At 63.1% G+C, this 25,924-nt stretch carries 27 protein-coding genes and 1 pseudogene; 13 read left to right on the top strand and 15 right to left on the bottom strand.

The genetic code is table 11. From position 1 onward, the window contains the following. Position 1: 1 nt before the first annotated feature. Positions 2-1,219 (bottom strand): glutamine-hydrolyzing carbamoyl-phosphate synthase small subunit, encoded by a 1,218-nt coding sequence (gene carA, locus BQ8794_RS17810; RefSeq protein WP_077379828.1) that lies wholly within the window; start codon positions 1,217-1,219, stop codon positions 2-4. 278 nt (positions 1,220-1,497) lie between these two features. On the opposite strand from carA, the gene BQ8794_RS17805 reads away from it, so the two are divergent. Next, the gene (locus BQ8794_RS17805; RefSeq protein WP_077380383.1) at positions 1,498-1,947 is read left to right on the top strand and encodes a GatB/YqeY domain-containing protein; all 450 of its coding nucleotides are present in this window, start codon (positions 1,498-1,500) and stop codon (positions 1,945-1,947) included. Positions 1,948-2,021: 74 nt separating this feature from the next. Here BQ8794_RS17805 and BQ8794_RS17800 read toward each other — a convergent pair whose 3' ends face one another. Both BQ8794_RS17800 and BQ8794_RS17790 read right to left on the bottom strand, forming a co-directional pair. Further along, positions 2,022-2,486: a DUF1801 domain-containing protein gene (locus BQ8794_RS17800; protein ID WP_077379826.1), complete on the bottom strand. Its 465-nt coding sequence runs from the start codon at positions 2,484-2,486 to the stop codon at positions 2,022-2,024. A gap of 315 nt (positions 2,487-2,801) precedes the next feature. Next, on the bottom strand, positions 2,802-3,311 hold the full coding sequence (locus BQ8794_RS17790) for a DUF1801 domain-containing protein (protein ID WP_077379822.1): 510 nt from the start codon (positions 3,309-3,311) through the stop codon (positions 2,802-2,804). Between the two features lie 109 nt (positions 3,312-3,420). Here BQ8794_RS17790 and BQ8794_RS17785 point away from each other — a divergent pair. Beyond that, positions 3,421-3,975: pseudogene (locus BQ8794_RS17785) on the top strand (GNAT family N-acetyltransferase); the annotation flags it as partial. 13 nt (positions 3,976-3,988) lie between these two features. Here BQ8794_RS17785 and BQ8794_RS17780 read toward each other — a convergent pair. Continuing rightward, on the bottom strand, positions 3,989-5,170 hold the full coding sequence (locus tag BQ8794_RS17780) for an MFS transporter (protein WP_077379819.1): 1,182 nt from the start codon (positions 5,168-5,170) through the stop codon (positions 3,989-3,991). 153 nt (positions 5,171-5,323) lie between these two features. Continuing rightward, the gene (locus BQ8794_RS17775) at positions 5,324-6,988 is read right to left on the bottom strand and encodes a Na/Pi cotransporter family protein (protein WP_077379818.1); all 1,665 of its coding nucleotides are present in this window, start codon (positions 6,986-6,988) and stop codon (positions 5,324-5,326) included. 583 nt (positions 6,989-7,571) lie between these two features. On the opposite strand from BQ8794_RS17775, the gene dnaG reads away from it, so the two are divergent. Then, positions 7,572-9,521 (top strand): DNA primase, encoded by a 1,950-nt coding sequence (gene dnaG, locus BQ8794_RS17770; RefSeq protein WP_077380382.1) that lies wholly within the window; start codon positions 7,572-7,574, stop codon positions 9,519-9,521. 386 nt (positions 9,522-9,907) lie between these two features. Continuing rightward, on the top strand, positions 9,908-11,929 hold the full coding sequence (rpoD, locus tag BQ8794_RS17765; protein ID WP_077379817.1) for an RNA polymerase sigma factor RpoD: 2,022 nt from the start codon (positions 9,908-9,910) through the stop codon (positions 11,927-11,929). 288 nt (positions 11,930-12,217) lie between these two features. Here rpoD and BQ8794_RS17760 read toward each other — a convergent pair whose 3' ends face one another. The 7 genes from BQ8794_RS17760 to BQ8794_RS17740 all read right to left on the bottom strand — a co-directional run bounded on the left by BQ8794_RS17760 (position 12,218) and on the right by BQ8794_RS17740 (position 16,876). Then, entirely contained in the window at positions 12,218-12,874 is a 657-nt protein-coding gene (locus BQ8794_RS17760; protein ID WP_244555019.1) for an SCO family protein, read from the bottom strand. Between the two features lie 32 nt (positions 12,875-12,906). Continuing rightward, a complete protein-coding gene (locus BQ8794_RS17755) occupies positions 12,907-13,419 on the bottom strand; it encodes a c-type cytochrome (RefSeq protein ID WP_077379815.1) in 513 nt (170 codons plus the stop codon). Beyond that, the gene (locus BQ8794_RS37060; protein ID WP_280174603.1) at positions 13,416-13,541 is read right to left on the bottom strand and encodes a hypothetical protein; all 126 of its coding nucleotides are present in this window, start codon (positions 13,539-13,541) and stop codon (positions 13,416-13,418) included. The genes BQ8794_RS17755 and BQ8794_RS37060 overlap by 4 nt, the downstream gene beginning before the upstream one ends. A 9-nt stretch (positions 13,542-13,550) precedes the next feature. Further along, a complete protein-coding gene (locus tag BQ8794_RS17750; protein WP_174654469.1) occupies positions 13,551-13,991 on the bottom strand; it encodes a DUF411 domain-containing protein in 441 nt (146 codons plus the stop codon). A gap of 30 nt (positions 13,992-14,021) precedes the next feature. Continuing rightward, complete coding sequence (locus BQ8794_RS17745; RefSeq protein WP_077379813.1) at positions 14,022-15,515, bottom strand: multicopper oxidase family protein; 1,494 nt, start codon at positions 15,513-15,515, stop codon at positions 14,022-14,024. 138 nt (positions 15,516-15,653) lie between these two features. Then, positions 15,654-15,992, bottom strand: coding sequence for a hypothetical protein (locus tag BQ8794_RS34850; RefSeq protein ID WP_143744604.1), 339 nt, complete (start codon positions 15,990-15,992; stop codon positions 15,654-15,656). Between the two features lie 131 nt (positions 15,993-16,123). Beyond that, positions 16,124-16,876 (bottom strand): DUF4336 domain-containing protein, encoded by a 753-nt coding sequence (locus BQ8794_RS17740; RefSeq protein WP_077379811.1) that lies wholly within the window; start codon positions 16,874-16,876, stop codon positions 16,124-16,126. 468 nt (positions 16,877-17,344) lie between these two features. On the opposite strand from BQ8794_RS17740, the gene BQ8794_RS17735 reads away from it, so the two are divergent. From BQ8794_RS17735 to BQ8794_RS17720, 4 genes are all read left to right on the top strand, one after another. Beyond that, on the top strand, positions 17,345-17,638 hold the full coding sequence (locus BQ8794_RS17735) for a GYD domain-containing protein (protein WP_077379810.1): 294 nt from the start codon (positions 17,345-17,347) through the stop codon (positions 17,636-17,638). A 240-nt stretch (positions 17,639-17,878) separates the two neighbouring features. After that, on the top strand, positions 17,879-18,259 hold the full coding sequence (locus BQ8794_RS17730; RefSeq protein WP_174654467.1) for a thiol-disulfide oxidoreductase DCC family protein: 381 nt from the start codon (positions 17,879-17,881) through the stop codon (positions 18,257-18,259). Between the two features lie 136 nt (positions 18,260-18,395). Continuing rightward, positions 18,396-19,067 (top strand): PadR family transcriptional regulator, encoded by a 672-nt coding sequence (locus tag BQ8794_RS17725; RefSeq protein WP_077379808.1) that lies wholly within the window; start codon positions 18,396-18,398, stop codon positions 19,065-19,067. A 106-nt stretch (positions 19,068-19,173) separates the two neighbouring features. After that, on the top strand, positions 19,174-19,467 hold the full coding sequence (locus tag BQ8794_RS17720) for an HlyU family transcriptional regulator (protein ID WP_065009209.1): 294 nt from the start codon (positions 19,174-19,176) through the stop codon (positions 19,465-19,467). A gap of 99 nt (positions 19,468-19,566) precedes the next feature. On the opposite strand, the gene BQ8794_RS17715 is transcribed toward BQ8794_RS17720, so the two are convergent. Continuing rightward, on the bottom strand, positions 19,567-20,208 hold the full coding sequence (locus BQ8794_RS17715) for an FMN-dependent NADH-azoreductase (RefSeq protein ID WP_077379806.1): 642 nt from the start codon (positions 20,206-20,208) through the stop codon (positions 19,567-19,569). Positions 20,209-20,317: 109 nt separating this feature from the next. Here BQ8794_RS17715 and BQ8794_RS17710 point away from each other — a divergent pair, with 109 nt between their 5' ends. After that, on the top strand, positions 20,318-21,265 hold the full coding sequence (locus BQ8794_RS17710; protein WP_077379804.1) for a LysR family transcriptional regulator: 948 nt from the start codon (positions 20,318-20,320) through the stop codon (positions 21,263-21,265). Here the strand turns inward: BQ8794_RS17710 and BQ8794_RS17705 are convergent. Beyond that, on the bottom strand, positions 21,207-21,824 hold the full coding sequence (locus BQ8794_RS17705) for a TetR/AcrR family transcriptional regulator (RefSeq protein WP_077379802.1): 618 nt from the start codon (positions 21,822-21,824) through the stop codon (positions 21,207-21,209). The genes BQ8794_RS17710 and BQ8794_RS17705 overlap by 59 nt on opposite strands. Before the next feature lie 67 nt (positions 21,825-21,891). Between BQ8794_RS17705 and BQ8794_RS17700 the strand changes: the two genes are divergently transcribed. Both BQ8794_RS17700 and BQ8794_RS17695 read left to right on the top strand, forming a co-directional pair. Further along, positions 21,892-22,314, top strand: a complete 423-nt coding sequence (locus tag BQ8794_RS17700) for a VOC family protein (protein WP_077379800.1) — start codon at positions 21,892-21,894, stop codon at positions 22,312-22,314. Positions 22,315-22,521: 207 nt separating this feature from the next. Continuing rightward, complete coding sequence (locus tag BQ8794_RS17695; protein WP_244555018.1) at positions 22,522-23,337, top strand: arginase family protein; 816 nt, start codon at positions 22,522-22,524, stop codon at positions 23,335-23,337. Between the two features lie 3 nt (positions 23,338-23,340). Here the strand turns inward: BQ8794_RS17695 and BQ8794_RS17690 are convergent, their stop codons facing one another. Beyond that, entirely contained in the window at positions 23,341-24,288 is a 948-nt protein-coding gene (locus tag BQ8794_RS17690; RefSeq protein WP_077379798.1) for a S1C family serine protease, read from the bottom strand. Between the two features lie 255 nt (positions 24,289-24,543). On the opposite strand from BQ8794_RS17690, the gene BQ8794_RS17685 reads away from it, so the two are divergent. Together BQ8794_RS17685 and BQ8794_RS17680 are read left to right on the top strand one after the other, a co-directional pair. Continuing rightward, a complete protein-coding gene (locus BQ8794_RS17685) occupies positions 24,544-25,416 on the top strand; it encodes a S1C family serine protease (protein ID WP_077379796.1) in 873 nt (290 codons plus the stop codon). An 8-nt stretch (positions 25,417-25,424) separates the two neighbouring features. Then, positions 25,425-25,924: helix-turn-helix transcriptional regulator (locus tag BQ8794_RS17680; RefSeq protein WP_244555017.1), on the top strand; the 500-nt coding region annotated here is incomplete at its 3' end.

Below are 25,924 nucleotides of genomic sequence, written 5' to 3'. Positions count from 1 at the left end.
ATCAGGCGCGCTCCGCCAGCGCCGGCTCGCCGCGCTTTTCGCGGATGAGATTGACGAAGCGGCGGAACAGATAATGCGAATCCTGCGGGCCCGGCGAGGCTTCGGGATGATGCTGGACCGAAAACACCGGCCTGCCGGTCAGAGTGATGCCGCAGTTCGAGCCGTCGAACAGCGAGACATGGGTTTCTTCGACGCCGCTCGGCAACGAGTCGGCGTCGACTGCAAAGCCGTGATTCATCGAGACGATCTCGACCTTGCCGGTGGTGTGATCCTTGACCGGATGATTGGCGCCGTGATGGCCCTGATGCATTTTGGCGGTTTTGCCGCCGAGCGCCAGCGCCAGCATCTGGTGGCCGAGGCAGATGCCGAAGACTGGGATGTCGGTCTTCAGCAGGTCCTGGATGACCGGAACGGCATAGTTGCCGGTGGCTTCCGGATCACCGGGACCGTTGGAGAGAAAGATGCCGTCGGGCCGCATGGCGAGGATCTCCTCGGCGCCGGTGTTGGCCGGCACCACGGTGACCTTGGCGCCCAGGCCAGCGAGCAGGCGCAATATGTTGCGCTTGACGCCGTAGTCGATGGCGACGACATGCATCGACGGATCGATCTGTTCGCCAAAGCCCTCGTCCCAGACCCAGGCCGTCTCGCGCCAGACCGAGGACTGGCCGGAAGTGACGTCCTTGGCCAGGTCAAGCCCGATCAGGCCGGACCAGGCGGCGGCGCGGCGCTTCAGATCGTCGACGTCGAAAATGCCGTCGGGCGCGTGCGCGATGACGGCGTTGGGCATGCCCTTTTCACGGATCAGCGTGGTCAGCGCGCGGGTGTCGATGCCCGTAAGCGCCACGATGCCGCGTTTCTTCAGCCATTGGTCGAGACCAGAAGCGGCGCGATAGCTGGACGGATTGGTGACGTCGGCCTTGAACACGGCGCCGACGGCGCCGGCCCGGGCGACCGGGTTGAGATCCTCGATGTCCTCGTCATTGGTGCCGATATTGCCGATATGCGGAAAGGTGAAGGTGACGATCTGGCCGGCATAGGACGGGTCGGTGAGAATTTCCTGATAGCCTGTCAACGCGGTGTTGAAGCAGACTTCGGCGACGGCGGAGCCGGTGGCGCCAAGGCCGCGGCCCTCGATGACGGTGCCGTCGGCCAGCACCAGCAGGGCGGTCGGCTCCTCGGTGGCCCAAGCGGGGGTCGACGCGGCGGTCATCGTTGCCATGGCGGCACTCCTAAAAAGCTGCGCCCTTCAATCGGTCCGGCGAACCATTCTGCGCAGCAAACCGCGCGCAGCGGCGATTTCGCAGCCAGCGCGCGCAACAAAAACTCAGTTCATGCAAGGCCCAGTACATAGGGGAAGGCGCCAGAGCGGTCAATGACGCTACGCCCGCAGGCGCGATTTATTTCGTCGAACAATATCAGCGGTTTGCCGGGCGGCGTCGAATTTGCCTTGGGCTTTCGGCACGGCTATTGTCCGTCGCATTCGAAGGAGAAAGCATCATGCGCGGCAAAATCGGCGAATCCCTGAAGAGCGCGATGAAGGCGCAGGACAAGCGTCGGCTTCCGACATTGCGGCTGATCCAGGCGGCCATTCACGACCGCGACATCGCCAATCGCGGCGCTGGCAAAGAGCCGGCCAGCAACGACGAGATCCTGCAGATACTGGCCAAGATGGTGAAGCAGCGCGAAGAGTCGGCCAAGGCTTTCGACGACGGCAAGCGGCCGGAGCTTGCCGCGCAGGAGCGCGACGAGATGGCCATCATCCGCGATTTCCTGCCGACGCAACTGGGGCAGGCCGAGACCGAAACGGCGATCCGCGCCGCCATCGCCGAGACCGGCGCCAGCGGCGTCAAGGACATGGGCAAGGTTATGGCCGTGCTCAAGGAGAAATACGCGGGCCAGATGGATTTCTCCAAGGCGAGCGGCATCATCAAGGGACTGCTGCAGTAGGATTTTGCCGCTGCAGCGAGCTCATAAGGCATTGGAGGAGGCGACCGCGAGGCGCCAGCCCATGTGATTGGCGCTCAGGCGCTCTTTGGTTTCTGAGAGCGGGCGGGGCGGGCGGTAGCTCGCACCGACAGGTTCAGTGCCACGGCGGCGCGAATGAGCGCCTTCAGCGCCTCGTCATCGATCGTGTCGCCCTCATGGATATCGATGGCGCGCCTGGTGTTGCCTTCGAGGCTGGAGTTGAAGAGGCCAGAAGGGTCCGCCAGCGAGGCGCCCTTGGCGAAGGTCAGCTTGACGACATTCTTGTACGTCTCACCGGTGCAGAGTATTCCGGCGTGCTCCCACACCGGAACCCCTCGCCACTTCCACTCCTCGACCACTTCGGGATCGGCCTGCTTGATGAGGGTTCGGATCCGAGCGAGCATCTCGCCCCGCCAATCGCTCAGCTCGTTGATTCTCGCATCTATCAACTGAGAGGGAGTGTCTCCTCCTTTTCCCTCCTTCGAGCCGCTCTTCTTCAGGGCTGTTGTCGTTTTGGTCATGGTTGGTCCCGGTGGCTTTGTGCAGGTCGGCGTCCGGCGTCTCACGACGGCATCGATACGACGAGCCGTTTGCCGTTCCGGCGCGGGCAACAGACTCTCGACACCGAGGAGAAATCTTCGTCGCTCCAGACCCGATTTGCAACGAGGATCACACGAAAATGGAGCACGATTTGGCAGCGCTTGTTGAACATTGTCGGCACCGCACCGGCGACATGGGCTCGCAGAGCACTCGCGAGCCGGGGCAGAACCATCAGGGATCACGGCGATGTTGCACCTTTCCGATGGCAGACGCCCTTGGCTAATTCGCGATGCATCTCACAGTTGCTCGCCTGGCAATTGGCTGGCTTGCGTCACCCAGGCGGCGAACTGAGCTTCGTCGAGCTGGTCCTCATAAATGTCGAGGTAGCGCACGTCCTTGTGCTTGGACTCGCCGGGAGGAACAGGACGCAGTGACGTGCCCCGGAAGAAGGTCACTTTAACGTAGCGGGTGAACACATGGAACGACAGGAACCAGCCCTGGCCCTCAATGCCGTAAAACGGCGAGTTCCATTTGACGCCCTTCTGCACGCCGGGGACGGTGCGCACGATGATTGCGTCGAGACGCCGTCCGACATCGCTTTTCCAGCCCGGCATGGCCGCGATGTAGGCCTGCACGGGAGCGTCGCCTTTAGCCTTCGCGATCTGGGGGTTGCCGCCTGCGAGGAGTGCCGGCTGCGTTTGCTTGCCGGACTGCGGCTTCGGCGTCGCCTTGCGCGGTTTGGTCGGTTTCGTAACGCCCCGCTCGGCGGCGGTCTTCGCCGATTTCTCGGACCTGTGGTCGGCCATTGTGTTCACTCCAAAGCAGGTGGACCCAATCGAAGACATTTGATTTTAGAAAGCCGCCCCTGAAGATCAACTTCAGAATCTGAGGGCGGCAGCGGAGCGATCGTACGTCATGGTTGAACTCGTCAAACCGGCGCTTGAACATCTGCCGTCGTACAAGGCCGCGCTCGAACGCGGCTGGTCGCCGGACAATGTGCGGCTGATGGAGGCGACGCGCGAGCAGCTTGCGGCCATCGAAAAGGATCCAACTGCCTTCCTCGCCGATCTCGACGACCCCGATGCCGAGGGTGGTCCGATCACCTTGCCTGATGGGACGAGAGTGCCGCGCCTGCCGGGATTCCGGCGCTGGATCTGGGACGGCGAAGTCGCCGGCTCGATCGGCCTTCGCTGGCAGCGCGGCACCGCCGAGCTGCCGCCACATGTGCTCGGCCACATCGGCTATGCCGTAGTGCCATGGAAGCGGCGGCGCGGCTATGCGACAGAGGCGGTGAGGCTGATGCTCGGCGAGGCGAGAGCGCTCGGCCTGCCCTTCGTCGAGATCACTGCCAAGCCGGGTAATCTCGCCTCGCAGAAGGTGGTCCTGGCCAATGGCCGACGGCTCGTCGGGCGATTCTTCGAGGACGCTGCCTATGGCGGCGCCGAAAGCCTGCGCTATCGCATCGACCTGTACCGCCTGCCGACTATTCGGCAGCGGCCGGCAGAGGTGGCATCGTGTTTTGGCGCCACTCCCAGATATGCGAGGCAAGCGCGACCGCCACGGCGACCAGCATGGCTATGGCGCCAACCACCGGCAGGCTGCGATAGCCATAACCGGCATTGAGCATGGCGGCGCCGAGCGAGGCGGCCAGTGCGATGCCGACATTGAAGCCGGCCGGGATGAGCGATGAGGCGAGATTGGAGGCATCCGCCGTCCAGGTCAGGATACGGGTCTGGATCGGGGTGCCGATGGCAAAGCTGAGACCACCCCAGATGGTGATCGCAACGACCATCGGCACCGGGTACGGGCTGACGGCGTAAATGACGGCAAGTGTCACCGCCTGCATGAAAAGCATGGTGATGAGCGACGGCATCAGTTTCCAGTCGGCGAGCCGCCCGCCAAGAAAGACGCCGATCGTCGCACCGACACCGTTGAGCAGCAGCACCCAGGGCACCAGGCCCTCGTCGAGGCCGGTGACTTCAAGAAGCGTCGGCGTGATGTAGGTGAACAGGCCGAACTGGCCGGTCATCAGCATCAGCATCAGGATCAGCGACGTCCAGACCTGCTGGCGAGCGAGCACGCGAACCTCGCTGCCGAAACTGATGGACTGGCGCGACGATCCCGTCTTGCGCGGCAGCAGCACGGTCATGGCAGCGATGGACGCCACGCCAAGCGCGCACATCACCCAGAACGTCGCGCGCCACCCCCAGACATTGCCGATCGCCGTGCCGGCCGGCACGCCGATGACATTGGAGACCGTGAGGCCCGACAGGATGAGCGCCACCGCCATTCCACGCTGGTCCTGGCGGACCAGGCCGACCGCGACCACCATCGCGACGCCGAAATAGGCGCCGTGCGCCACAGCCACTGCAATCCGCAGCAGCAACATGGAGGCGAAGTCGGGTGCAAGGGCGCAGGCGGCCTGGCCGATGGTGAAGGCTGCGGCAAGGCCAAGCAGCAACGCCTTGCGCGAAATCGTCTTGGTGGCGAGCGTCAACAGCGGTCCGCCGACTGCGATGCCGCCGGCGTAGCCGGAGACGAGGTAGCCGGCGGTCGGGATGGAGACGCCAAGGCCCTCGGCCACGTGCGGCAGCACGCCGGCGATGACGAACTCGGTGGTGCCGAATGCGAATGCCGCGATGAACAGTGCGATAAGGGGAAGCATGGCGCGGGAAGGCGATCCTTGAATGAGATGGCTCAAACCACGAACGAGAGCGGCGGGCAATCCAGAATTTGTCGACGCCGCTTCAGGTTTTCTTGATCGGACTGGCGCGGCGGTTTTTCCTTTTCCCACAGGGGAGAAGGAAAGGCTCCGGAATTACCCAGCCTTCAGCCGCGAGCCGGTGAGCAGGCCGCGTTCCTCGAGCACGGGGTAGGCTATCGAGGCGAGCAGCGAGTTGATCTGCTTCAGGTCGCGGATAGTGTCGAGATGGATGGCGCTGGTCTCGACGCTCTTGGCGGTGCCGTCGCGCAGCCGCACGAAATGGCTGGCGCTGGTCTCCTTCTCGCGGTCGCGCAGCCGATCCTTTTCCAGCACCAGCTGGCGGGCGGTCTCCGGATCACGCGAGACCAGCACGTTGAAGGCGAGCCGCGCGTTGGCGAGCACCGAAGCGTGGAAGGCGCTAAGCTCGCGCCAACCCTCGGGCGTGAACTCCAGCCCGCGCTCGAGCTTCTTCCTGACATGCACCAGCATGTTGCGCACGATGATGTCGCCGACCTGTTCGAGCTTGACGCAGGCGCCGATCAACTCCTGGCAGCGCAGCGCCTCGTCCTCGCTCAGCGGGTTCCTGGTGACCTTGGCCAGATAGAGCTTTATCGACGCATGTTTCTTGTCGACGCGGTCGTCGAGCGCGGCCAGCGCCTTGATCTTGTCGGCGTCGGCGCTCTCATAGAGCTCGATGATCCGCTTCAGCATGATCTCGACCGTCTCGCAGACCCGCACCACCTCACGGGTGGCGTTGGCCAGCGCCTGGCTCGGCACATCGAGGGCGCTGTCGTTGAGTGCGGACAGCTCGACGACGTCGAGCGCTTCTGCCGGCGCCGGTTTGGTGCCGAGCGCCACGATCTTTTCCGAAACGCGGTAGACGAGGCCGGCCAGTGGCAGGCCGGCAACCAGGATCAGGACGTTGAAGAGGATATGCGCGTTGACGATCTGGTCGGGCACGGTGGCGCCGAGAAAGGCGACCGACGGCTTCAACCACAGGAACAGGATCAGCATGGCCAGCGAGCCCATGCCGCGCATCAGGAGATTGCCGATCGGCACGACACGCACGCCCGGCTCGGCGTTGCGGGTGAGCAGCGGCGCGATGATCGACGAACCCAGATTGACGCCGAGCACCAGCACGATGCCGAGTTCGGGCGGGATGAAGCCGCGGCCGGCGAGCGTCACCATCAAAAGGACCGCGGCGATCGAGGAATGAAACAGCCAGGTGACCAGCGCCGCCAGCAGATAGGCGGTGACCGGGTCGCTGGAGAAGTAGTCGACGATAACCGGCATCAAAGTGCTCTGGCGCAGCGGCTCCGAGGCCTGGCCGATCATTTCCAGCGACAACACCAGCAGGCCGATGCCGACCAGGATGCGGCCGAACTGGCGCCAGTCGCGCCGCTCGGTGGCCATGAACATGACCGTGCCGGCGACAAGACAGACCGGCACCAGCAGCGACAGGTCGAAGGTGAGCAGCTTGACCACCAGCGCCGAGCCGATCTCGGCGCCGCGCACGGCAAGCTGGCCCGATATGCCGCTGACGATGCCGGCGCCGGCGAACGAGCCGACCAGCAAGGTGACGGCGGTGGAGCTTTGCAGGGCGATCGCCAGGCCGCAGCCGGCCAGAACCGCCATGAAAGGATTGCGCATGGTCGCGCGCAGCTTGTGGCGCAGCACATCGCCATAAGCCCGCTCTACACCTGTCTTCACCAAGCGGGTGGCAAACAGCATCAGCGCCACCGCGCCGGCAAGATGCAGCAAAACGACCGAACCGCTCATGTCAGGCTCGCATTCCGACAGGCGTCAGCGATGCGAGCACCCATGACGGCGAAGAGGCAAAAGAGGGGGCGAATCAAGGACATTGCAAGGGTCGATACTACTACGATTACTCTTAGCCGGGTAATAAATTTTGCCCAATTCGGCCGGCTGTTGGTGCGCGACAGGGCGTGTCGGAAATGGATGGATCGCAAAATGGTTGCATTGCCGACCGGCTTCTGGATGACCGCGCGGTCAAGTGGCGACGACCCCTTCAGATCAGGTTTGAGCCGCTGTTATAAATACATGAAATCATTACGAAAACGTAATCAGCGTGTTCAGTTTCGGTTCATTCTTCGGGTTCTATTGCTTGGGCATCGACAACCAAGGAGTACCCCGTCATGAAACGCATCATCCATTCCGCCGTCGCCGTATCGATGCTGGCTGCGACGTCCCTGCAGGGCCTCGCCCGGCACAATGCCGGATAGGAAGAAGCCGGCCTGCAACGGCCGCCTTCTTTCTGCCCTGTGAAAACCGGGTATGGTTCGCATTAGGAGTCGTCGGGTTTCGCCGGCGTGATTATATGGAGGCAAACGAGCCGTTCCCGATGCGCTTTCCACCTGCCTTCCTCGATGAGATACGCGACCGCGTGCCGATTTCCTCGGTGATCGGCCAGCGCGTGGCGTGGGACAGGAAGAAGACCAACGCGCCGCGCGGCGATTATTGGGCGTGCTGTCCCTTCCATGGCGAGAAGAGCCCGTCCTTCCACTGCGAGGACAAGAAGGGACGCTATCATTGCTTCGGCTGCTCGGTTTCGGGCGACCACTTCAAATTCCTCACCGAACTCGACGGGATGAGCTTTCCCGAAGCGGTCGAGAGGATCGCCGACATGGCCGGGGTGCCGATGCCGGTTCGCGATGCCCAGGAGGAACGGCGCGAAAAGGAACGCGCCAGCCTGACCGAAATCATGGAAATGGCGACCGCCTTCTTCCAGGAGCGGCTGCAGGGGCCGGAAGGCGCAAAAGCCCGCGCCTATCTGCGCGACCGCGGGCTGACGCCGGCGACGCAGCAGTCGTTCCGGCTCGGCTATGCGCCCGACAGCCGCAATGCGCTGAAGGAGCATCTTGCCGCCAAGGGCGTGCCCAAGGCCGATATCGAGGCATGCGGGCTGGTGCGCCATGGCGACGACGTTCCGGTTTCCTACGATTGGTTCCGCGACCGCATCATGTTCCCGATCCCGGACTCCAGAGGCAAGATAATCGCCTTTGGCGGGCGCGCGCTGGCAGCCGATGCGCTCGCCAAATACATGAATTCGCCCGACACCGAGCTCTTCCACAAGGGCAACGTGCTCTACAATTTCGCCCGGGCACGCAAGGCAGTGGCCAAGGGCGGCACGGTGATCGCCGTCGAGGGCTACATGGACGTGATCGCGCTGGCGCAGGCCGGTTTCGAGAATGTCGTGGCGCCGCTCGGCACCGCGCTGACCGAAAACCAGCTCGAACTGCTGTGGCGGATGGCCGGCGAGCCGGTGCTGTGCTTCGACGGCGACCAAGCCGGACTGAAGGCGGCATGGCGCGCCGCCGACATGGCGCTGCCGGCGGTTCAGGCAGGCCGCTCGGTGCGCTTTGCGCTTCTGCCGGAAGGCAAGGACCCCGACGATCTGGTCAAGGCCGAAGGGCCGGACGCGTTTGGCGCCGTACTTTCCGAGGCGCGGCCGCTCGCCGACCTTTTGTGGATGCGCGAAACGGCCGGCGGCATCTTCGACACGCCGGAACGACGGGCGGAACTGGAAAAAACGCTGCGCGAACTGACCAGCCGCATCCGCGACGAGAGCTTGCGCTACCACTACCAACAGGAAATGCGCGAGCGGGTGCTAAGCTTTTTCGGCGCGCGCCAAGGCTATCCAGGCGGGCGTCAAGATGGGCGGCCCGGCGGGCGCTTTCAGGGCAAGGGCTCAGCTCCTGGCGGACAGTTCGCACGCGGCGGCAATGCCGGTGGACGCACCGCGATCACCGAAAGCCTTGGCCGCTCGGCGCTGGTCAAGCGCGGCAGCGAGGGGATGTCGGTGCGCGAGGCGACGATCATCGCAGCTCTTGTCAATCATCCGGCGCTGATCGACGAGAATTTCGCGCATGTCGAGTTCCTCGACCTCGCCAACACTGATCTGAAGCGATTGCACGCGGCGATCCTCGATGCGATGGCGCATGACATGGCCAACGACCGCAACGCGGTGATCGCGACGATCGAACGGGCCGGCTGCGGCGAGATCTGGGCACGCGTGGTGGCGCTGATCAAACGGGCGCGGCAATGGCCGGCGCTGGAAACGGCCGGACTTGACGATGCCCGCGACGCCTTCAGCCAGGCGCTCCACTTGCAGCGCAGCGCGCGCACCTTACATAAGGAGCTGAAACAGGCAGAAGCGGCGCTCGCCAGCGATCCCACAGACGAAAATTACCGGCATCTCGTCGAGATCCAGGCGCAATTTCGTGATGTGCAAGCAACGGAAGCGCTGATTGAAGGGTTCGGCGTGTCTTCGGGCAGGGCCGGGCGGGTGTAGGTCGAAGCTTACGAAAGAGTGAAAGTGCAGAACCGTGCTTGCGCGCCGAATCAGCCGCGGCGCTTTAAGTCGGGTAATTGATTCGCTTTTTTCATGCGAATCATGCGAGAGGCGCTTGACCTTCTGGCAGAATAACGGAATCAGGACGATTCGAAACGTTAACCCGCGCCGGCGTCGACGGAAATGCAGCGATGTGAGGTACCGGTCACTGGACAGGCAGTCAGCCTGCCACAGATACCAGGGTTAATCTGGACTTAACGAGAGATGCAGTTACTGGCCCGGGGAAACGCGTTCTAGCGCGAGCGCATCTGATCTAACCGGTACGGCAGCTTACGCGGCTTGATATTTATGCGGCTAGATACCTGGCCGCTTGGAGAAAATAAAGAATGGCGACAAAAGAAAAGGAAGAGGTCGAGACCGAACGTGAAGGCGCCACCGATGGCCCTCTGCTCGACCTTTCCGACGATGCTGTCAAGAAGATGATCAAGGCCGCCAAGAAGCGCGGCTATGTCACCATGGACGAACTGAATTCGGTGCTGCCCTCGGAGGAAGTGACCTCCGAGCAGATCGAGGACACGATGGCCATGCTCTCCGACATGGGCATCAACGTGGTCGAGGACGACGAGCAGGGCGAGGAGCCCGAAGCCGCCGATGCGGCTGCCGACGCCGAGGAAGACGCCAACGAACTGGCCGAGCAGACCGGCACCGCCGTTGCTGCGACGACCACCAAGAAAGAGCCGACCGATCGTACCGACGATCCGGTTCGCATGTATCTGCGCGAGATGGGCTCGGTCGAGCTTCTGTCGCGCGAGGGTGAAATCGCGATTGCCAAGCGCATCGAGGCTGGCCGCGAGACGATGATCGCGGGCCTGTGCGAAAGCCCGCTGACCTTCCAGGCCATCATCATCTGGCGTGACGAGCTCAACGAATCGAAGATCCTCTTGCGCGAGATCATCGACCTCGAAGCGACCTATGCCGGGCCGGAGGCCAAGCAGGCGCCGGTGGTCGAGCGGATCGAGGAAGCCAAGGTCGACGAAAAGCCGCGCCGTTCGCGCGAGGACGAGGACGACATCACCAATGTCGGCGGCGATACGCGCGGTCTGACTGACGACGACGAGGAAGACGAGGACGAAGCCAGCCTGTCGCTGGCGGCGATGGAAGCGGAGCTGCGCCCGCAGGTGATGGAGACGCTCGACGTCATCGCCGACACCTACAAGAAGTTGCGCAAGCTGCAGGACCAGCAGGTCGAGAACCGGCTGGCTGCCGCCGGCACGCTGTCGCCCAGCCAGGACCGCCGGCTGAAGGAGCTGAAGGACCAGCTGATCAAGGCGGTGAAGTCGCTATCCTTGAACACGGCGCGCATCGAGGCATTGGTCGAGCAGCTCTACGACATCAACAAGCGCCTGGTGCAGAACGAAGGCAAGCTGTTGCGGCTGGCCGAAAGCTATGGGGTGCGCCGCGAGGAATTCCTGAAGGAGTACCAGGGCTCTGAGCTCGATCCGAACTGGACGCGTTCGATCGGCAATCTGACCTCGCGCGGCTGGAAGGAATTCACCAAGAACGAAAAGGACGCGATCCGCGACCTGCGCGCCGAGATCCAGAACCTCGCCACCGAAACGGCGATCTCGATCCTGGAATTCCGCAAGATCGTCAACCAGGTGCAGAAGGGCGAGCGCGAAGCCGCGATCGCCAAGAAGGAAATGGTCGAGGCCAATCTGCGCCTCGTCATTTCCATCGCCAAGAAATACACCAATCGCGGCCTGCAGTTCCTCGATCTGATCCAGGAAGGCAATATCGGCCTGATGAAGGCGGTCGACAAATTCGAATACCGCCGCGGCTATAAGTTCTCGACTTATGCGACGTGGTGGATCCGGCAAGCGATCACCCGCTCGATCGCCGACCAGGCGCGCACCATCCGCATTCCGGTGCACATGATCGAAACGATCAACAAGATCGTGCGCACCTCGCGCCAGATGCTGCACGAGATCGGCCGCGAGCCGACGCCGGAGGAACTGGCGGAAAAGCTCGCCATGCCGCTGGAAAAAGTGCGCAAGGTGCTGAAGATCGCCAAGGAGCCGATTTCGCTCGAAACGCCGGTCGGCGACGAGGAGGATTCGCATCTCGGCGATTTCATCGAGGACAAGATGGCGATCCTGCCGATCGACGCGGCGATCCAGGCCAATCTGCGCGAGACGACGACGCGGGTGCTTGCGTCGCTCACCCCGCGTGAAGAGCGCGTGCTCAGAATGCGCTTCGGTATCGGCATGAACACCGACCACACGCTGGAGGAAGTCGGCCAGCAGTTCTCGGTCACCCGCGAGCGCATCCGCCAGATCGAAGCCAAGGCGCTGCGCAAGCTCAAGCACCCGAGCCGCTCGCGCAAGCTGCGGAGCTTCCTCGATAGCTGATGCCGGGCAACGGATAGCAATTTGAAGGGCGCTGCGCAGGCTGTGTGAGAATCGAAACGATCCCGCAGATTGGCGGGGTCGTTTCGATGATGCAGCCCTATGCGGGTTGGGCTGGTCTGAGGTTGATGCTGCGGATGATGTTGTAGGCTAGGACCGACCATTTCGGTTCTGATCCCCTAGAGGCTTCTGATGAGGAACCGCGATCATTCATGCGTTGCAGCGCTTCCTCATGGATATGTTGTCGTGAACCGCGGCATCGCCGAAAGTGCCTTTTCAGTGGGTCAATGTTCATCGGAACATTACCTTGAGCCTGTCCCACCAGCCGGGCTCGGGTTTTGACGGTTTCCGGACGTTGTTGGTGAGGCCGTTGATATAAAGAACCATATTCAGCGGGTCGAACCTGAGGCCGTGGAACTTGGCAGCGAAGCGTCCGCCGCGATCGATGACGTGGGTGACGGCCCCATGCATCTGCTGGCCGTCTTCCAGCGGCTCGAAGCGTACATTGTAAGCCTCTGACAATTTCCGGGTCGTGCCGTCCGGCTGGCCCGGCCGTGTCGTCAAAAACATCCAGTTGCCGGCATCCAATCCGTGCGCTGGACCATAGGCATCGAGGACTTCGGACGTGTCCCTTACCGGGTCGGTCGTCACTGCCAGGAACTGCACCCTGTCTTTCATCGGCGTAGCGTTGACCTTGCGCTGAATGTCCGCGATCACCTCGGAATGGATCGGACACAGATCGGTACAACTCGCGAAGATGAAGTAGAGCACCACGATCTTGTCCGAGAAATCAGAAAGGCGGACGGCCTTTCCGTCCGCGTCGGCCAGTTCGAACGGCGGCGCAGCCGGTTCGTCGATGATCTGAAAGAACTTCTCCTCACTGCCCATCATCTTGTCGAGATCGGCGCCCGGATGATGCGCCCGCGCGGGCGGCGCGGCGGCCAGCAACAGAGAAAGCATTGCGATCAGGATTCTTACTTTCATAACCCATGCTTTCCAGTTGAGGAGGGATTTGGCGGGGCGCGGTCCAACTGCGCCTGCTCCTGCTCCCGGCGGCTCATCTCCGCCTGATATTGTCGTTCCCGTTCAGGCCAGGTGCTCTTGATGAAGGTGAGCACGGCCCGGATTTCCTCGTCGGTCATCATACCCGCAAATGCCGGCATGTCGCTCTCGTAGCCGCCGCGGACGACCGCGGCCGGTCCTTCTTTGGTGACACGGAAGAGCACGCCGTCCGGATGATGCCAGGAGTGGCCGGAGGCATCGTGCGGCGGTGCCGGCATGCGTCCCGAAAGCAGCGGGCTTTTCCAGTCGCGTTGTCCTTCGAGGTTGGCGCCATGGCATGTGGCGCAACGCTCGGCATAGATCGTCTTTCCGAGCGCGACAGTGGCAGCCGAGACGCCGCCGGCCGTCCGGTTCGCGAGCCAGGGCCAGGAAAATCCAAGGACTACCGCAGCCACGCCGAGCATCGAGAAGAGGACCGACGTCCTTTTCATTTGCCGCCGCCGAAGAACAGGTACTTGACCAGTGCGGCCGCCCCAAGGACGAGCACAAGCATGGCGAGCAGCCACGCGAAGCTCATGCCCCACATCATCATTCCGCTCGTGCCTTCCATCATCGCAGCCTCCTATTCCTTGGCGTAGACGCCGCCGGTCCCACCATACTTCTGGATTTCGAGAATCTCGAACGGACCCTCCTTCGTGCCGGTCATGCCGGGGGAACCCATCGGCATGCCGGGCAGCGTCACGCCCTTGATATCGGGCCGCTCGGTCAAGAGCTTTTTGACCGTGCCGACCGGCACATGGCCGCTCACCACATAGCCGTCGATGAAGGAGAGATGGCAGCCCTCGGCTTCCGCCGGAATGCCCGCTTCCCGGCTCATGGCGGAAAGGTCGTGCGTCGGCTTGACGGTGACCGCGAAGCCGTTCTCCCTGAGATAATCGGCATAGCCTTCGCAGCAGCCGCATTGCGGGTTTTTGTAAAGCGTGACGTCCTTTTCGCCGGCAAGCGCCGGAGCGGCACTGGAGAGCAAGGACGCAAGGGCGAGAGCTTTCAGAATATTGGACATGCTTTTTCTCCTTTCGGGTTTTTCGGAAGATTAGGCGACGCGGAAGACCGCCATCATGCCACCGGCCTGGTGTTCAAGAATGTGGCAGTGGAACATCCAGTCACCGGGGTTGTCGGCGACGAAGGCGATCTCGACCTTTTCGCGCGGCGAAACCAGCACCGTGTCCTGCCATTCGCGATGACGGGTGGGCTGGCCATTGCGGGAAATCACCCGGAATGAATGGCCGTGCAGATGGATCGGATGATGCCAGGCTGTCGCATTGGTCATTGCGATGACATGGTTCTTGTTCCGCGCAAGCGTCAGCGCCGGTTTCATGTCGTGGCGAGCCTGGTCGGCGGCGATGCCATTGATGAACCAAGCGGTGCTGGAGTTCATGGTCTGCGTCATCCTCTCTCCGCCCATCATCGAATTCATGTCGCGCGTCGTGCCGCCCGGCGCACCCGGGCTTTCACCCATGTCCTGGGCCACCATCTGGCCCATCATGCCGCCGGTGAAAACGACCTCGTTGCGGGATGCGGTTTCGAGGTCCGGCTCCGGTAGCGGGTTGGCCGGCAAGGCCAGCGGCCAGTCGGGCGCGCGCTCGCGGAGCGGAGTGTCGGAATACGCGATATCGACGAGCTTGTATTCCAGCCCTTCGTAGAACCGGTCGAAGATCGAAATCCGTCTACCGGGCTTGCCCGTCATGTCGAGGATCAGGTCGGCGCGCATGGCCGGGCCGAGCACCACCAGCCCGCCATCCGGCGCGTGTGGCGCGACCGGCTGGCCGTCGAGCGCGATGACGATGGGCTGAAGACCTGTGAAGTCGGGGCTGAAGATGCGCGCATTGGCGGCGTTGATCAGCCGCAGGCGGATGCGCTCACCCGCCCTGACGGCGAAGGTGGTCGGCACGCGACCGTTGATGGTAACCGTGTTGCCGACGCGGCCGTTGTGGTGGATGTCGTGCCGGTTGCCGAAATCCTCGCTGATTGCGCCCGATTTGGTCAGCCGCCAGTCGTCGAGCACCCAGGTCACGTCGCGGTCGACGCGCGCCGGTTCGCGTTCCTCGATAATCAGCGGTCCGTAAAGCCCGCGCTCGACCTGCTCGAAGCTCCGTTGGTGCGGGTGATACCAGAAGGTGCCGGCGTCGACCGCATCGAATTCGTAGACGAAGCGCTCTCCCGCTCCGATCGGCTTCTGGGAAAGGTGCGGGACGCCGTCCATGGCGTGCGGCACGCGCACGCCGTGCCAGTGCACTGTCGTTTCCTCGGCGAGGCCGTTCTCGACCACGACCCGCAGCCGCTCGCCCTGCCGGACCCGTATCTCGGGACCGGGAACAGTCCCGCCGTAGCACCAGGCGGCAATCTCGCCGGATGGTCCGGGCATAAGCCGCGTACGATCCGGCGCCGCCCGCAATTGCACCTCTTGCGGAGCCGCGGCATGGACGGGCGACCGCCACAACACGGGAAGCATCGCATCCGCGGTACTCGCGGCCGCCGATGCAAGAAAGGCTCGACGCGTCAGCGCCGGCATGGGAAATCTGGACATGGTTCAATCATCCTGAAAAGTCGGTCGTTCGCGCACATGGCGGCGCGGAAAGACACCTCACGCGAAACTGCGATCACGGGCGGTACGAGCGCCCATGGTCGTTACACCGGCAACCGGGGCAAGCCCTGCCGGCGTCAGCTACAGGATGATGGTTCGGGGAGGAGAGGGATCGGGTGGGCCGGTGTGGCCGACCAATTCCACCAGCGGTGAAGTCGCAATTTCGGCTGCCACAAAGGAAAGCACGAGACTGATCCGCGCAGGAATTGCTGCGAATGGCACAAGGCAGGCCGCACCGCATAGCTGAGGCTTGCCGCTGTCGTCGGGAGGGCAGGCATTACAATCGCCCATGTCTCCGTCAGCCATCGCGGCGGAAGACATCGCCAATGCCATGCTCGTTGCGTTAGTTGCATGCGCAACCGTGCCTGCTGCGAACACTACGAGCAGTACAATTGCGAAGGTGTGGGCAAGTCTGCGCATGACGCTGCATGCTAGCCTGTTTCTGCGTCATGTCCAGTTACAGGCTGTCGCAGCCTCGACGTCGTGAATTGTCCCGAGTCAGGGAGCAGACCTTCCCAGCCTGGCGTGGCAAATCATCGCTTGGGAGCGAGCTACCAGCTATGGTGCTCTCGAAAAATCCTCCTGATGACTTCGTCGGCGCGGGTGTCGAAACATCGGCCATGGCTGAGCAAAATACGGTCTGGCTGCCATGAGTGGATTTTTCGCAGCGCTGCCTTCGCCTTCCGCCGCTGAAGAAGGAGCGGCAGGCGCATACCGAAGAAGATCTGACCGTGAGGATGATACATACCGGTCAGTTTTGTGGCCGTTCGCCAAGGCTCGGCAATCTTGTCCAACTCGAGGTTAATGATCGTGTCGGTGAGGATCAGCGCCTTCGAGTCCCTGTGGAAGAAAATGTACTCCTTGAAGTACCCACCAGGGAAAAGCGTCTGGTCGATTTCCCGACCCCACTCTTCAGGCGGAGTAGGGCCGAGGTCTCTGGCAAACTCGATCGCTGTACGGCGGGCGCGGGCTCTTTGGCGGACGCGCGGCGAGGCCCAGGTTATCGCTTCGGGAAAGGCCTTCGCCCACTCTCCGATATGAGCGTAGTGAAATTGGTTGGGCGACACGAGGTGACGGGGCGTCCCTAGCGCCTGTAGCTCGTTCGCCAGCCTCTGGTCGAACTTGATCGGCGAGTGGAGAAACAGATCGCCATTCGAAAGACGCACGACCGTCATTCGCGTCGTGAACGGGAGCGGCAATCTTACGCCAGCCACGTTCAGATACTCGAACGGCCCGTCGACGACACCGATGTTCGTCGCGACGGGTTTGTATACGTTGATAGGCTCGTAGAGAGAGGCGCCCATAGGCGATCGCCGAAGATTGATCCAAGCGACAATCTAAGATGACGCTATCGCGCAAAGCTAGGTCCGATCGCATTACGTCCGCTCCCGGTCCGACCACGGCCGAAACGCGAAGGTCCGTTTCGGAGAAGCGCCAGAAACGTCTGTAAAAAAATGGTGCTCCCTGGTCCTTCCGTTCGGCGACAAGAAGGGCGACATTCCATCCGATTCAGACATTTCCTGCTTGTTCACGACGTCAAGAATCGAGCGAAGGCCCAGCGCTTTTGCAGGGCCCTCATCGTTTTAACACAGCCTGTGCGGCACCCTTTTTCGTTCGTCGCACAGGGATTATCTTGCCAGACGGTGCGGTTGTTCTTGCAGCATACCGGCTGTGGGAGGATAATCTCGTGTCGGATGCAATTTCTGGGCGACAAACCCGGATGCCCGCCCCGGCAGTGACGCCGTGCTCCGAGGCCCCGGAGGGAGGTGTGCATGACAACCTATATCGTGCTGATCAACTGGACGGAGCAGGGCGCCAAAAATGTGCGCGAGTCGCCGAAGCGGCTCGATGCCGCCAAGAAGCTGCTTGGAGACATGGGCGGCTCGTTCAAGGCTTTTTATCTCACCATGGGCGAATGCGATATGGTGGCGGTCGTCGAAGCGCCCGACGATGCGGTGCTCGCTCGTTTCTCGCTGATGCTGGCGACAGGCGGTAACGTGAGGACGCGGACGCTCAAGGCTTTCCCGGAATTGGCCTATCGCGAGATCATCGCCTCGCTCGGCTGAGGCGTGCGCGGCTACAGATCTGCGCAAACTGCCGAGTTCCTGATATAGAACGGTCAGGCGCCGCTTGACGGCGCCCGATCCGCTGATCATGAGGAGGAATGCTGCTCTCGCTCGAAAAGAACTTCATTTTCTCCATATCCCGAAGACGGCTCGTCGCGGCCAGGCTAATCCGGAAATGTCGCGGGGCCGAGGCATTTCCCGGATAATCGGCGCAGCCCTTCAGCTCGCGTCTCAAAACACATGTCCAAGCCTCTGCTGACCGTCTGGTACAACTCCCGTTGCCCGGTTTGCGATGCCGGGATCAGCCGGCAAAAGCGGCGGCTGGTCGAGGCGGTCAAGGCCGGGCGGATCGCGTTTCGCGACGTCAATGCCGAACCGGCGGCACTGGCCGGATACGGCGTGTCGCTGGAGGACATCCGCCGGCGGCTGCACGCAACCGAGGCGGACGGTAAACTGCTGGTTGGCGCCGATGTCGCAATTGCCGTCTGGCTGAGAACGCCGGGCGAGGGCTGGCTTGCAACGCTGTTCGGTAACCCCGCCGCGCTGCCGTTGACGCGCTATGCTTATGATCGCTTCGCCGATCTTCTCTATGCCTGGAACCGGCGCAAGGGCCGCTGGTAACCGGTATTAGCCAAGCTCGGTGACGAAATCGATCGGGTTGGCACCGTTCTCAGATACATCGTAAGATATATCTTGACTCAACGGTCTCGCCTGCATAATTGAGATATATCGTAAGACATAACTCAAGGAGCAGACAATGCACGAACATCATCATTTCGGCGCGCATGCCGAGCGCGTTTTCATGCATATGGCCGGCAAGTTCGGCGGTCGTGGCGGCGGCTTCGGGTCATTCGGCCACGGCATGAGGGGCGGCGGGCGCGGCGGGCCGGGCGACATGTTCCGCGCCGGGCGTATGCTGGCCGACGGCGATCTCAAGCTGATCACGCTGTCGCTGCTGGCCGAGGCGCCGCGCCACGGCTATGACATCATCAAGGCGCTGGAGGAACGCACCAGCGGCGTCTACAGCCCGAGCCCCGGCGTGGTCTATCCGACGCTGACCTTCCTGGAAGAGGCCGGCTATGCCGTCTCGTCGGCGGAAGGCAACAAGAAGGTGTTTTCGATTACCGAGGCAGGGCAGGCGCATCTCAATGACAATCGCAAGATGATCGACCATGTGCTCGATCATCTCGAGCGTTTCGGCCGCAAGATGGCAAAGGCGCGCGACTGGTTCGGCTGGAATGACGATGGCGAGGATAGCGGACGTCGCGGCCGCGGCGGTTCGGAAAAGCGCGACCAATTCCGCGCCGTGCGCCACCGGCTGCGCGCAGCCCTCGGCGACATCGTCGACGCGCCCGCTGAAAAACAGGCCGAGGCGATCGCGATATTGAAAGGGGCGGCCGAAGCCCTCGAAGGGCTGTCGCGCGACTGACTTCCGGGCCGGATGCGGCCCTTGCCCGTTTGCCTAAGGACCGCTAGTGAAATCATCCTGCACCACGCTATGTGATGCAGGATGATTGCCGTTGGAGGGCGCTCCCATGTCTTTTCTGAAACGTCTTTTCGGCGGTGGCGGCGGTGACGCGGGCGAGCCAAAGAGTGCTGCACCGGCAAAGCAGATCGAGCACAAGGGATTTTTGATCAGCGCCACGCCGTACAAGGCGGAAGGCCAATACCAGACCTGCGGCGTGGTTTCCAAGGAGATCGACGGCGTGATGAAGGAGCACAAATTCATCCGCGCCGATCGTTTTGCCGGGCTCGACGACGCTGTCGACATCTCGATCAAAAAGGGCATTCAGCTGGTCGACGAGCAGGGCGAGAAGATGTTCGGGTGAGACCCCGTTCGGTCTCCGGCGCATCTTCCGTAAAAACGAACAAGGCAAGCGCCCTGTCAGGCGCCTGCCTTTAATCTAGAGTTACCGACGGCTGGTGGCCTACGCCGCCGCAGCAGCCTGTTTGCTTACAGTCGAGGTCACCAAAGCATCCACCTTGGCTGACGCCTTGGCTAGAGCGGCAGTGACCGCATCCGGCCCCATGCCGACGCCTTCGATGCGGATGACTTCGACATCGGTGATGCCGATGAAGCCAAGCACGCTGCGCAGATAAGGGATGGCGTGGTCCATCTGCACGGCAGCGCCTTCCGAATAGATGCCGCCTGAGGCGAGGACGATGTAGACCTTCTTGCCGGTGACGAGGCCCTTCGGGCCATTCTCGCCATAAGCGAAAGTCTTGCCGGAGCGGGAGACGTGATCGACCCAGGATTTCAGTGTCGACGAAATGCCGAAATTGATGAAGCCGGTGGCCAGGATGATGGTGTCGGCCGCAAACAGCTCGTCCACCACGGCGTCGGAAACGCCGACGACCTCGGCCTGGCGCTGGGTGCGGGCCTCAACGGGCATATAGATGCCGGTCGAATAGTCCGGATCGATGTGCGGCAGCGGGTCTGCCACGAGATCGCGCACGACAAGCTTGGCCGAAGGATCGGCAGCAAGCAGCTTTTCTGCAAGTTCAGTGGCGATGCGGGTCGAATGCGAGGCGTTGCCGCGCGGACTGGATGTGACGAGAAGGATGGACATGGCGGATCTCCAGGGTTGGGCTGAACTGTCCCGACCTATATGGGCGAGCCGACCCATTTGAAAAACCGGTATATTTTATGTATGTTCCATCTAAATAGTGGATACGACGATGCAGCCAAACCCGACTCTCGATCAGCTTCAGATCCTTGTCACCGTCGCCGATACCGGCAGCTTCTCCGCCGCCGGCCGCAAGCTCAACCGCGCGCAGTCGGTCATCAGCTACGCTATCGCCAATCTCGAGGCACAGCTTGGGCTGAAACTGTTCGAGCGCGAGGGCACGCGCGAGCCGCATCTGACCGATGTCGGCCGGGCGACGCTGGAAGATGCGCGGCGCATGGTCGGCGTATTGCAGCGCATCCGCTCTCGCGTCGACAGCCACAAACAGGGCCTGGAGGCTGAAGTCGCGCTGTCGGTCGATGTGGCACTGCCTTCCACCGTGCTGGTGCGCGTGTTGAAGGCGTTCGAGGCGCAATTTCCAACCGTGATGCTGCGCCTGCATGCCGGCACGCTCGGGCTGATCCCCGATCATGTCGCCAATGGACATGCCGATCTCGGTATTGGCGGCCTGCTGGGCGAGGTCGACGCGCATCTTGTGCGCATTGGCTTCATGTCGATGGTGCCGGCGGCCGCGCCAAGCCATCCGCTGGCGCTGCTTCCCAAGCCGGTGCCGCTGGAGGAGGTGCGCGAACACATCCAACTTGTCGTCAGCGACCAGTCCGAGCGCACCAAAGGGCGCGACTACGGCGTCTATGCCTACCGCACCTGGCGACTTACAGACATGCGAACCAAGCATGCGCTGATGCGCGAAGGGTTGGGCTGGGGTGGACTGCCGCGATGGTTGATTGCTGACGATGTGGCCAACGGCCGGCTGGTGGAACTCGATCTGGAGCCGTATCGCGAAGTCCGCTCGCCGCTTTATGCCATGCACCGCGCCGACCGCAGCCCGAAGCCGGCTGCGGCCTGGCTGATCGACCAGTTCAAGCGCCAGCTTGGCTGTTTCAACGAGTTCGAACCGAACCAGGCGCCTGGGGCGACAGCCCATCAATCAGCGCCATGAGAACGGCGCGGTAGTCCTCGGTCGAAGCGCCTGCTTCGATAGCGAGCGCCGCGCGGTCGAAGGCTGCGGCAAGCAGCGCGGTCAGCGCTTCCACCGGCAATCTCATCATGGACTGTGAGCGCATCGCTGCAACCAGGCCTTCGCGCAACGAGCGGTTGCCGTGGCGGTTGTCGATTTCGTCCATGGCGGCGCGGCCGAGCACGGCCGGTCCGTCGAGCAGCAGCAGCCGAGTGCGGCCGGGTGCGCGCATGGCGGCAAGATAGGCATCCGAGCCGGCGATCAGCGCGTCGCGGGCAAACAGCGAGGGCGGCGAGGCGCGCTCGATCTCTTCCGCCACAGCCGCCGCCTCCTGCTCGACCACTGCGGCGAACAGCGCCTGCTTGTCGGCAAAGTGATGATAGAGGGCGCCGCGCGTGACGCCGGCCGCAGCCACGATCTCGGGCGTGCCGGTCTCCGCATAGGACTTCTCGGTGAACAGTTTTCGCGCCGCGGCGATCAGGTCGGCGCGCGTCGCTTCGGTGCGATCGCGGTTGGAGCGGCGCGCAGATTCCTGTTGCATACATGCAGCCTGTATGTTAATACGCATTTACATGCAGACTGTATGTTATTCGACGGGAGAAGGAAAGATGAAGACGACAAGCTATTACCCGGTGCTGATGACGGGCGACGTTGCAGGCACGAAGGCCTTCTATGTCACGCACTTCGGCTTCAAGCCGCTGTTCCAGAGCGACTGGTACGTGCATCTGCAATCAACCGAAGATCGCCGCGTCAATCTCGGCATCGTCCAGGGCGATCATGAAACGATTCCTGAGGAAGGGCGCGGCCGTGCCTCCGGCCTGCTGATCAATTTCGAGGTCAAGAACCCGGATGCAATCTATGAGCGGGTCGTCGCCGCCGGCCTGCCGATCCTGCGAACGCTCCGCGACGAAGCCTTCGGCCAGCGCCATTTCATCACAAAAGACCCCAATGGCGTGCTGATCGACGTGATCAAGCCGATCCCCCCGAGCGCCGAGTTTCTGGAGCAGTTTGTCGAAGGCGCGGCGGGCTGAGCGGGATAGCGGCTGGCAGGAATTGTCTGTAGATATCACCTGAAGCCTCCAGCCGCGTGGCCGACCACGTCTTTGCGGTCTAAGCTGAGCTCATCAGCCTAGGCCCGTTCCATGCGTGAAATCTGCCTTGTCCGCGCGCCCTCAAACCTTGGCCTCCGTCCGCTGAGGCCAGGTCATATTCCGGGGACGTGGCGTGCGCCGCAGGCGTTGACCGAAGCCGGCCTGATCGAGACGCTTTCGCCCCTCAAAGTGGTTGATCTTGATTGGCCCGCCTATAGCACGGAGCCGCAGCCGGGCACCCGGCTGCGCAACGGCAATGCGTTACGCAGCTTCAATCTCGGACTTGCCGAAGTTGTTGCCGGCGCGCTGAGACGAGGCGAGTTCCCGCTGGTCGTCGGCGGCGACTGCGCGGTCCTGCTTGGCGCGCTGGCTGGCGCACGGCGATCTGGTCCGCTGGCGCTGGTCCATGTCGACGGCCACAGCGATTTCCGCCATCCGGGCAACTACGACGTCGATGCTTCACTCGGCTCGGCCGCCGGCATGGACCTTGCGCTCGCCACCGGACGTGGTGAGCCGTTGCTGACCGACTGGCCTGAGATCGCGCGCCCGCTTGTTGCGGACGAACAGGTGATTCAGGTCGGCGAACGCGAGAGCCGCGACCCCGACTTCGCCTGGCCCGACATCAATTCGACCGCGATGACGCTGATCGATGTCTTTGCCGTGCGGGAGCTTGGCGCGGCAAAGGTCCTGGAAAAGACCTGGAACACGCTGGCGCGAACCGGCTCGCCCTATTGGGTGCATTTCGATGTCGATGCGCTCGATCAGACGGTGATGCCGGCGGTCGATTCACCAGGCAGTCCCGGCATCGATCCCGACGATCTCATCGCCATCCTCGCGACGCTGGTGGCGGATTCGCGCTGTACCGGAATGGACATGACCATTTTCGATCCGGACCTCGATCCGACCGGTGAGTTGGCAGTGCTGCTGGTTTCGCTGCTTGGCCAGATGTTTGCGCCGCGTTAAAGGTCAGCTTCGCGCCACCGGCATCACCGTGACCTGAGCAATGCCGGAGCGGCGCACCACCGTGCACAGCGTTTCGCGACCGATGCGGTCGGCATCGAGCAAGCGCACCAGATCGTCGACGCCGGTGACCGGGCGGCCGTCGATGGCGGCGATGATGTCGCCCTCTTTCAGGCCTGCTCTGGCGGCCGGGCTGTTCGCCTCGACGCTGCGCAGGCGCACCGCCGTGCTGCTCGACACTTGCGACAAAAGGGCGGCGCGGCGCGGCAGGTTTGTCGTGTCGGCCGAGACACCAATAAAGGCGCGGCGGACGCGGCCGAAGCGAATGATCTCCGAAATGACGAAATTGGCGGTGTTGGAGGCAACCGCGAAGGCGATGCCTTGCGCGCCATGGATCATGGCGGTGTTGACGCCGATGACCTCGCCAGCCGACGACACCAGCGGTCCGCCGGAATTGCCGGGATTGAGTGCCGCGTCGGTCTGGATGACGTCGTCGATCAGCCGGCCTGTGGAGGCACGCATCGAGCGGCCGAGCGCCGAGACGACGCCTGACGTGACGGTCCATTCGAAGCCGAGCGGGTTGCCGATGGCAATGGCGATCTGGCCGCGCCGCAGGCGCTTGGAATCGCCGAGCGGCGCGATATCGGCAAAGCTGCCGTCGGCACGCACCAGCGCGATGTCGGTGTCGGGGTCGCGGCCGAGAACACGGCCTTCTCTGGAGACGCCGTCCGGCATGGTGACGCGGACGCTGCGGGCATCGCCGACGACGTGGAAATTGGTGACGACCAGCCCGTCCGGCGTGATGACGAAGCCGGAGCCTTGGCCGCTGGCACCACCGACGCGCTCGATGCGGCAGACGGCGGGACCGATGCGGTCCACGGCATCGGCGACCGTCGCCGAATAATCGTCGAGCAGCGCATCATCGAATTGCAGTTGCTGGGCGGGGAGGGACATGGCAGGGCTCCGTGTCTTTAGAGCAAAGGATGCCTATATGTGCGGAGCGGCCGGATCGGCCGCGACCTGACCAGATGGCCAGTCCAACGCCCAACTAGCCGTCAGGCGAGTATCCGCCAACGCGCTGCCGAGCGATATCTGGGTTAGAGCGACGAGCGTCCATTGGGCGCTCGAGGACTTTGAGATCTCGCATCGTGCTTTCCGAAAATCGAGTCCGATTTTCGGGCCGATGCGATAAAAACCCAGGAGACCGACATGAGCGACTTCAATCTGAGCGCATTTTCCGACGCCATCGCCGATATCGCCGCCGCAGCGGCGCCGGCGACGGCGAGCTTTGCCACGCATCAGCATCGCACCGCGACCGCCTTCCATTGGCGCGACGGCTATTTTATCGCTGCCGAGGAGGCGGTGGAGGCCGGCGAGGAGATCGAGCTGACGCTTTCTTCGGGCGACAAGGTGAAGGCTGAGCTGGTCGGCCGCGATCCATCCACCGGTACCGCCCTTCTGAAGCCGACCGGCGCGCCGGACGTGCCGCCGCTGGCCAAGGCGGGCACGGTGCGGCCGGGCCATCTGGCCATCGCTGTGGGCAATAGCGACGGTGCGGGGCTCGTCGCATTCGGCACGGTCGGTGAGGTCGGTCCGGCCTGGCGCTCGATGCGCGGCGGCACGATCGACCGGCGCATCAATCTGGCCGTCAATGCCGGCGGCCGTTTCGAGGGCGGCCCGGTTCTCGACGCCAACGGCGCACTGATCGGCATGCTTTTGTTCGGGCCGCGCCGGCGGGCGCTGGTCATGCCTTACGAGACGATCGAACGGGCGGTGGCGACGCTGCGCGAGAAGGGCCATGTCGCGCGCGGCTATCTCGGCGCCGGCCTGCATCCAATCCGCACCGGCGACACGCAGGGCGCGATGGTGATGAGCCTCGACGACAATGGCCCGGCGAAGGCGGCCGGCCTGCATCTTGGCGACATCATCACATTTTGGAACGGCGAGGCCGTGCATGGCCCGCGCGAGTTGATCCGCAGGCTCGGGCCGGACAGCGCCGGCGCGTCGGTGACGCTCGGCGTGGTGCGCGGCGGCGAACGGCGCGACGTCGTGCTGACCATCGGCGAAAAGCCGCTGAACTGAGAAGATCGATGGCAAGTCATGGGATCACTGGGCGGCGGCTGACGGTGCTGATCGCGCTCGATGACGTCGTGCGCGCCGAGCACCTGTCCACCGCCCTTGCCGCGAGCGGCGATCTGCTGCCGATTGTGGCCGGTAGCGGCAATAGCGCCGACAGAGCGGATGTCGCGATCGTCGATGGCGTTTACCTGGAAAGAGGGGGCCTGGAAGGCGGGCCCAACGATCCCGCGATACCTCGGGTGCTCCTGTCGCAACGAGCGAGCCGGCAGCGGCCGGCCGATACCGTGTTTGCCGTGCTGCCGGCGGCAGCGGACGATCTGCTGATCGCCGCCGCCGCGCGACTGGCGGCGGCTGGCTATCGGATCTCGGGCGAGGGCCGCCCCTTATCCGATCGGCATGACGATTTCGCTTTCCATGACGACGATCTCTCCGACGAGGAGCCGCTTGGCGAAAGCGCCGGCCGGCCGGCGCTTTCGCCGCGCGAGAGCGAAGTGCTGGCGCTCTTGGCCGA

The organism is Mesorhizobium prunaredense (assembly GCF_900156895.1).
Lineage (GTDB): Bacteria > Pseudomonadota > Alphaproteobacteria > Rhizobiales > Rhizobiaceae > Mesorhizobium > Mesorhizobium prunaredense.
The sequence above is the reverse complement of the archived record's forward strand: the minus strand, read 5'-3'. Positions and strand labels throughout refer to the sequence as shown.

What these genes read in the sequence shown, in the direction of transcription:
- carA (WP_077379828.1), bottom strand. Translation starts at nt 1,219, where the DNA reads ATGGCAACGATGACCGCCGCGTCGACCCCCGCTTGGGCCACCGAGGAG.
- BQ8794_RS17805 (WP_077380383.1), top strand. Translation starts at nt 1,498, where the DNA reads ATGCGCGGCAAAATCGGCGAATCCCTGAAGAGCGCGATGAAGGCGCAG.
- BQ8794_RS17800 (WP_077379826.1), bottom strand. Translation starts at nt 2,486, where the DNA reads ATGACCAAAACGACAACAGCCCTGAAGAAGAGCGGCTCGAAGGAGGGA.
- BQ8794_RS17790 (WP_077379822.1), bottom strand. Translation starts at nt 3,311, where the DNA reads ATGGCCGACCACAGGTCCGAGAAATCGGCGAAGACCGCCGCCGAGCGG.
- BQ8794_RS17780 (WP_077379819.1), bottom strand. Translation starts at nt 5,170, where the DNA reads ATGCTTCCCCTTATCGCACTGTTCATCGCGGCATTCGCATTCGGCACC.
- BQ8794_RS17775 (WP_077379818.1), bottom strand. Translation starts at nt 6,988, where the DNA reads ATGAGCGGTTCGGTCGTTTTGCTGCATCTTGCCGGCGCGGTGGCGCTG.
- dnaG (WP_077380382.1), top strand. Translation starts at nt 7,572, where the DNA reads ATGCGCTTTCCACCTGCCTTCCTCGATGAGATACGCGACCGCGTGCCG.
- rpoD (WP_077379817.1), top strand. Translation starts at nt 9,908, where the DNA reads ATGGCGACAAAAGAAAAGGAAGAGGTCGAGACCGAACGTGAAGGCGCC.
- BQ8794_RS17755 (WP_077379815.1), bottom strand. Translation starts at nt 13,419, where the DNA reads ATGAAAAGGACGTCGGTCCTCTTCTCGATGCTCGGCGTGGCTGCGGTA.
- BQ8794_RS37060 (WP_280174603.1), bottom strand. Translation starts at nt 13,541, where the DNA reads ATGATGGAAGGCACGAGCGGAATGATGATGTGGGGCATGAGCTTCGCG.
- BQ8794_RS17750 (WP_174654469.1), bottom strand. Translation starts at nt 13,991, where the DNA reads ATGTCCAATATTCTGAAAGCTCTCGCCCTTGCGTCCTTGCTCTCCAGT.
- BQ8794_RS17745 (WP_077379813.1), bottom strand. Translation starts at nt 15,515, where the DNA reads ATGTCCAGATTTCCCATGCCGGCGCTGACGCGTCGAGCCTTTCTTGCA.
- BQ8794_RS34850 (WP_143744604.1), bottom strand. Translation starts at nt 15,992, where the DNA reads ATGCGCAGACTTGCCCACACCTTCGCAATTGTACTGCTCGTAGTGTTC.
- BQ8794_RS17740 (WP_077379811.1), bottom strand. Translation starts at nt 16,876, where the DNA reads ATGGGCGCCTCTCTCTACGAGCCTATCAACGTATACAAACCCGTCGCG.
- BQ8794_RS17735 (WP_077379810.1), top strand. Translation starts at nt 17,345, where the DNA reads ATGACAACCTATATCGTGCTGATCAACTGGACGGAGCAGGGCGCCAAA.
- BQ8794_RS17730 (WP_174654467.1), top strand. Translation starts at nt 17,879, where the DNA reads ATGTCCAAGCCTCTGCTGACCGTCTGGTACAACTCCCGTTGCCCGGTT.
- BQ8794_RS17725 (WP_077379808.1), top strand. Translation starts at nt 18,396, where the DNA reads ATGCACGAACATCATCATTTCGGCGCGCATGCCGAGCGCGTTTTCATG.
- BQ8794_RS17720 (WP_065009209.1), top strand. Translation starts at nt 19,174, where the DNA reads ATGTCTTTTCTGAAACGTCTTTTCGGCGGTGGCGGCGGTGACGCGGGC.
- BQ8794_RS17715 (WP_077379806.1), bottom strand. Translation starts at nt 20,208, where the DNA reads ATGTCCATCCTTCTCGTCACATCCAGTCCGCGCGGCAACGCCTCGCAT.
- BQ8794_RS17710 (WP_077379804.1), top strand. Translation starts at nt 20,318, where the DNA reads ATGCAGCCAAACCCGACTCTCGATCAGCTTCAGATCCTTGTCACCGTC.
- BQ8794_RS17705 (WP_077379802.1), bottom strand. Translation starts at nt 21,824, where the DNA reads ATGCAACAGGAATCTGCGCGCCGCTCCAACCGCGATCGCACCGAAGCG.
- BQ8794_RS17700 (WP_077379800.1), top strand. Translation starts at nt 21,892, where the DNA reads ATGAAGACGACAAGCTATTACCCGGTGCTGATGACGGGCGACGTTGCA.
- BQ8794_RS17690 (WP_077379798.1), bottom strand. Translation starts at nt 24,288, where the DNA reads ATGTCCCTCCCCGCCCAGCAACTGCAATTCGATGATGCGCTGCTCGAC.
- BQ8794_RS17685 (WP_077379796.1), top strand. Translation starts at nt 24,544, where the DNA reads ATGAGCGACTTCAATCTGAGCGCATTTTCCGACGCCATCGCCGATATC.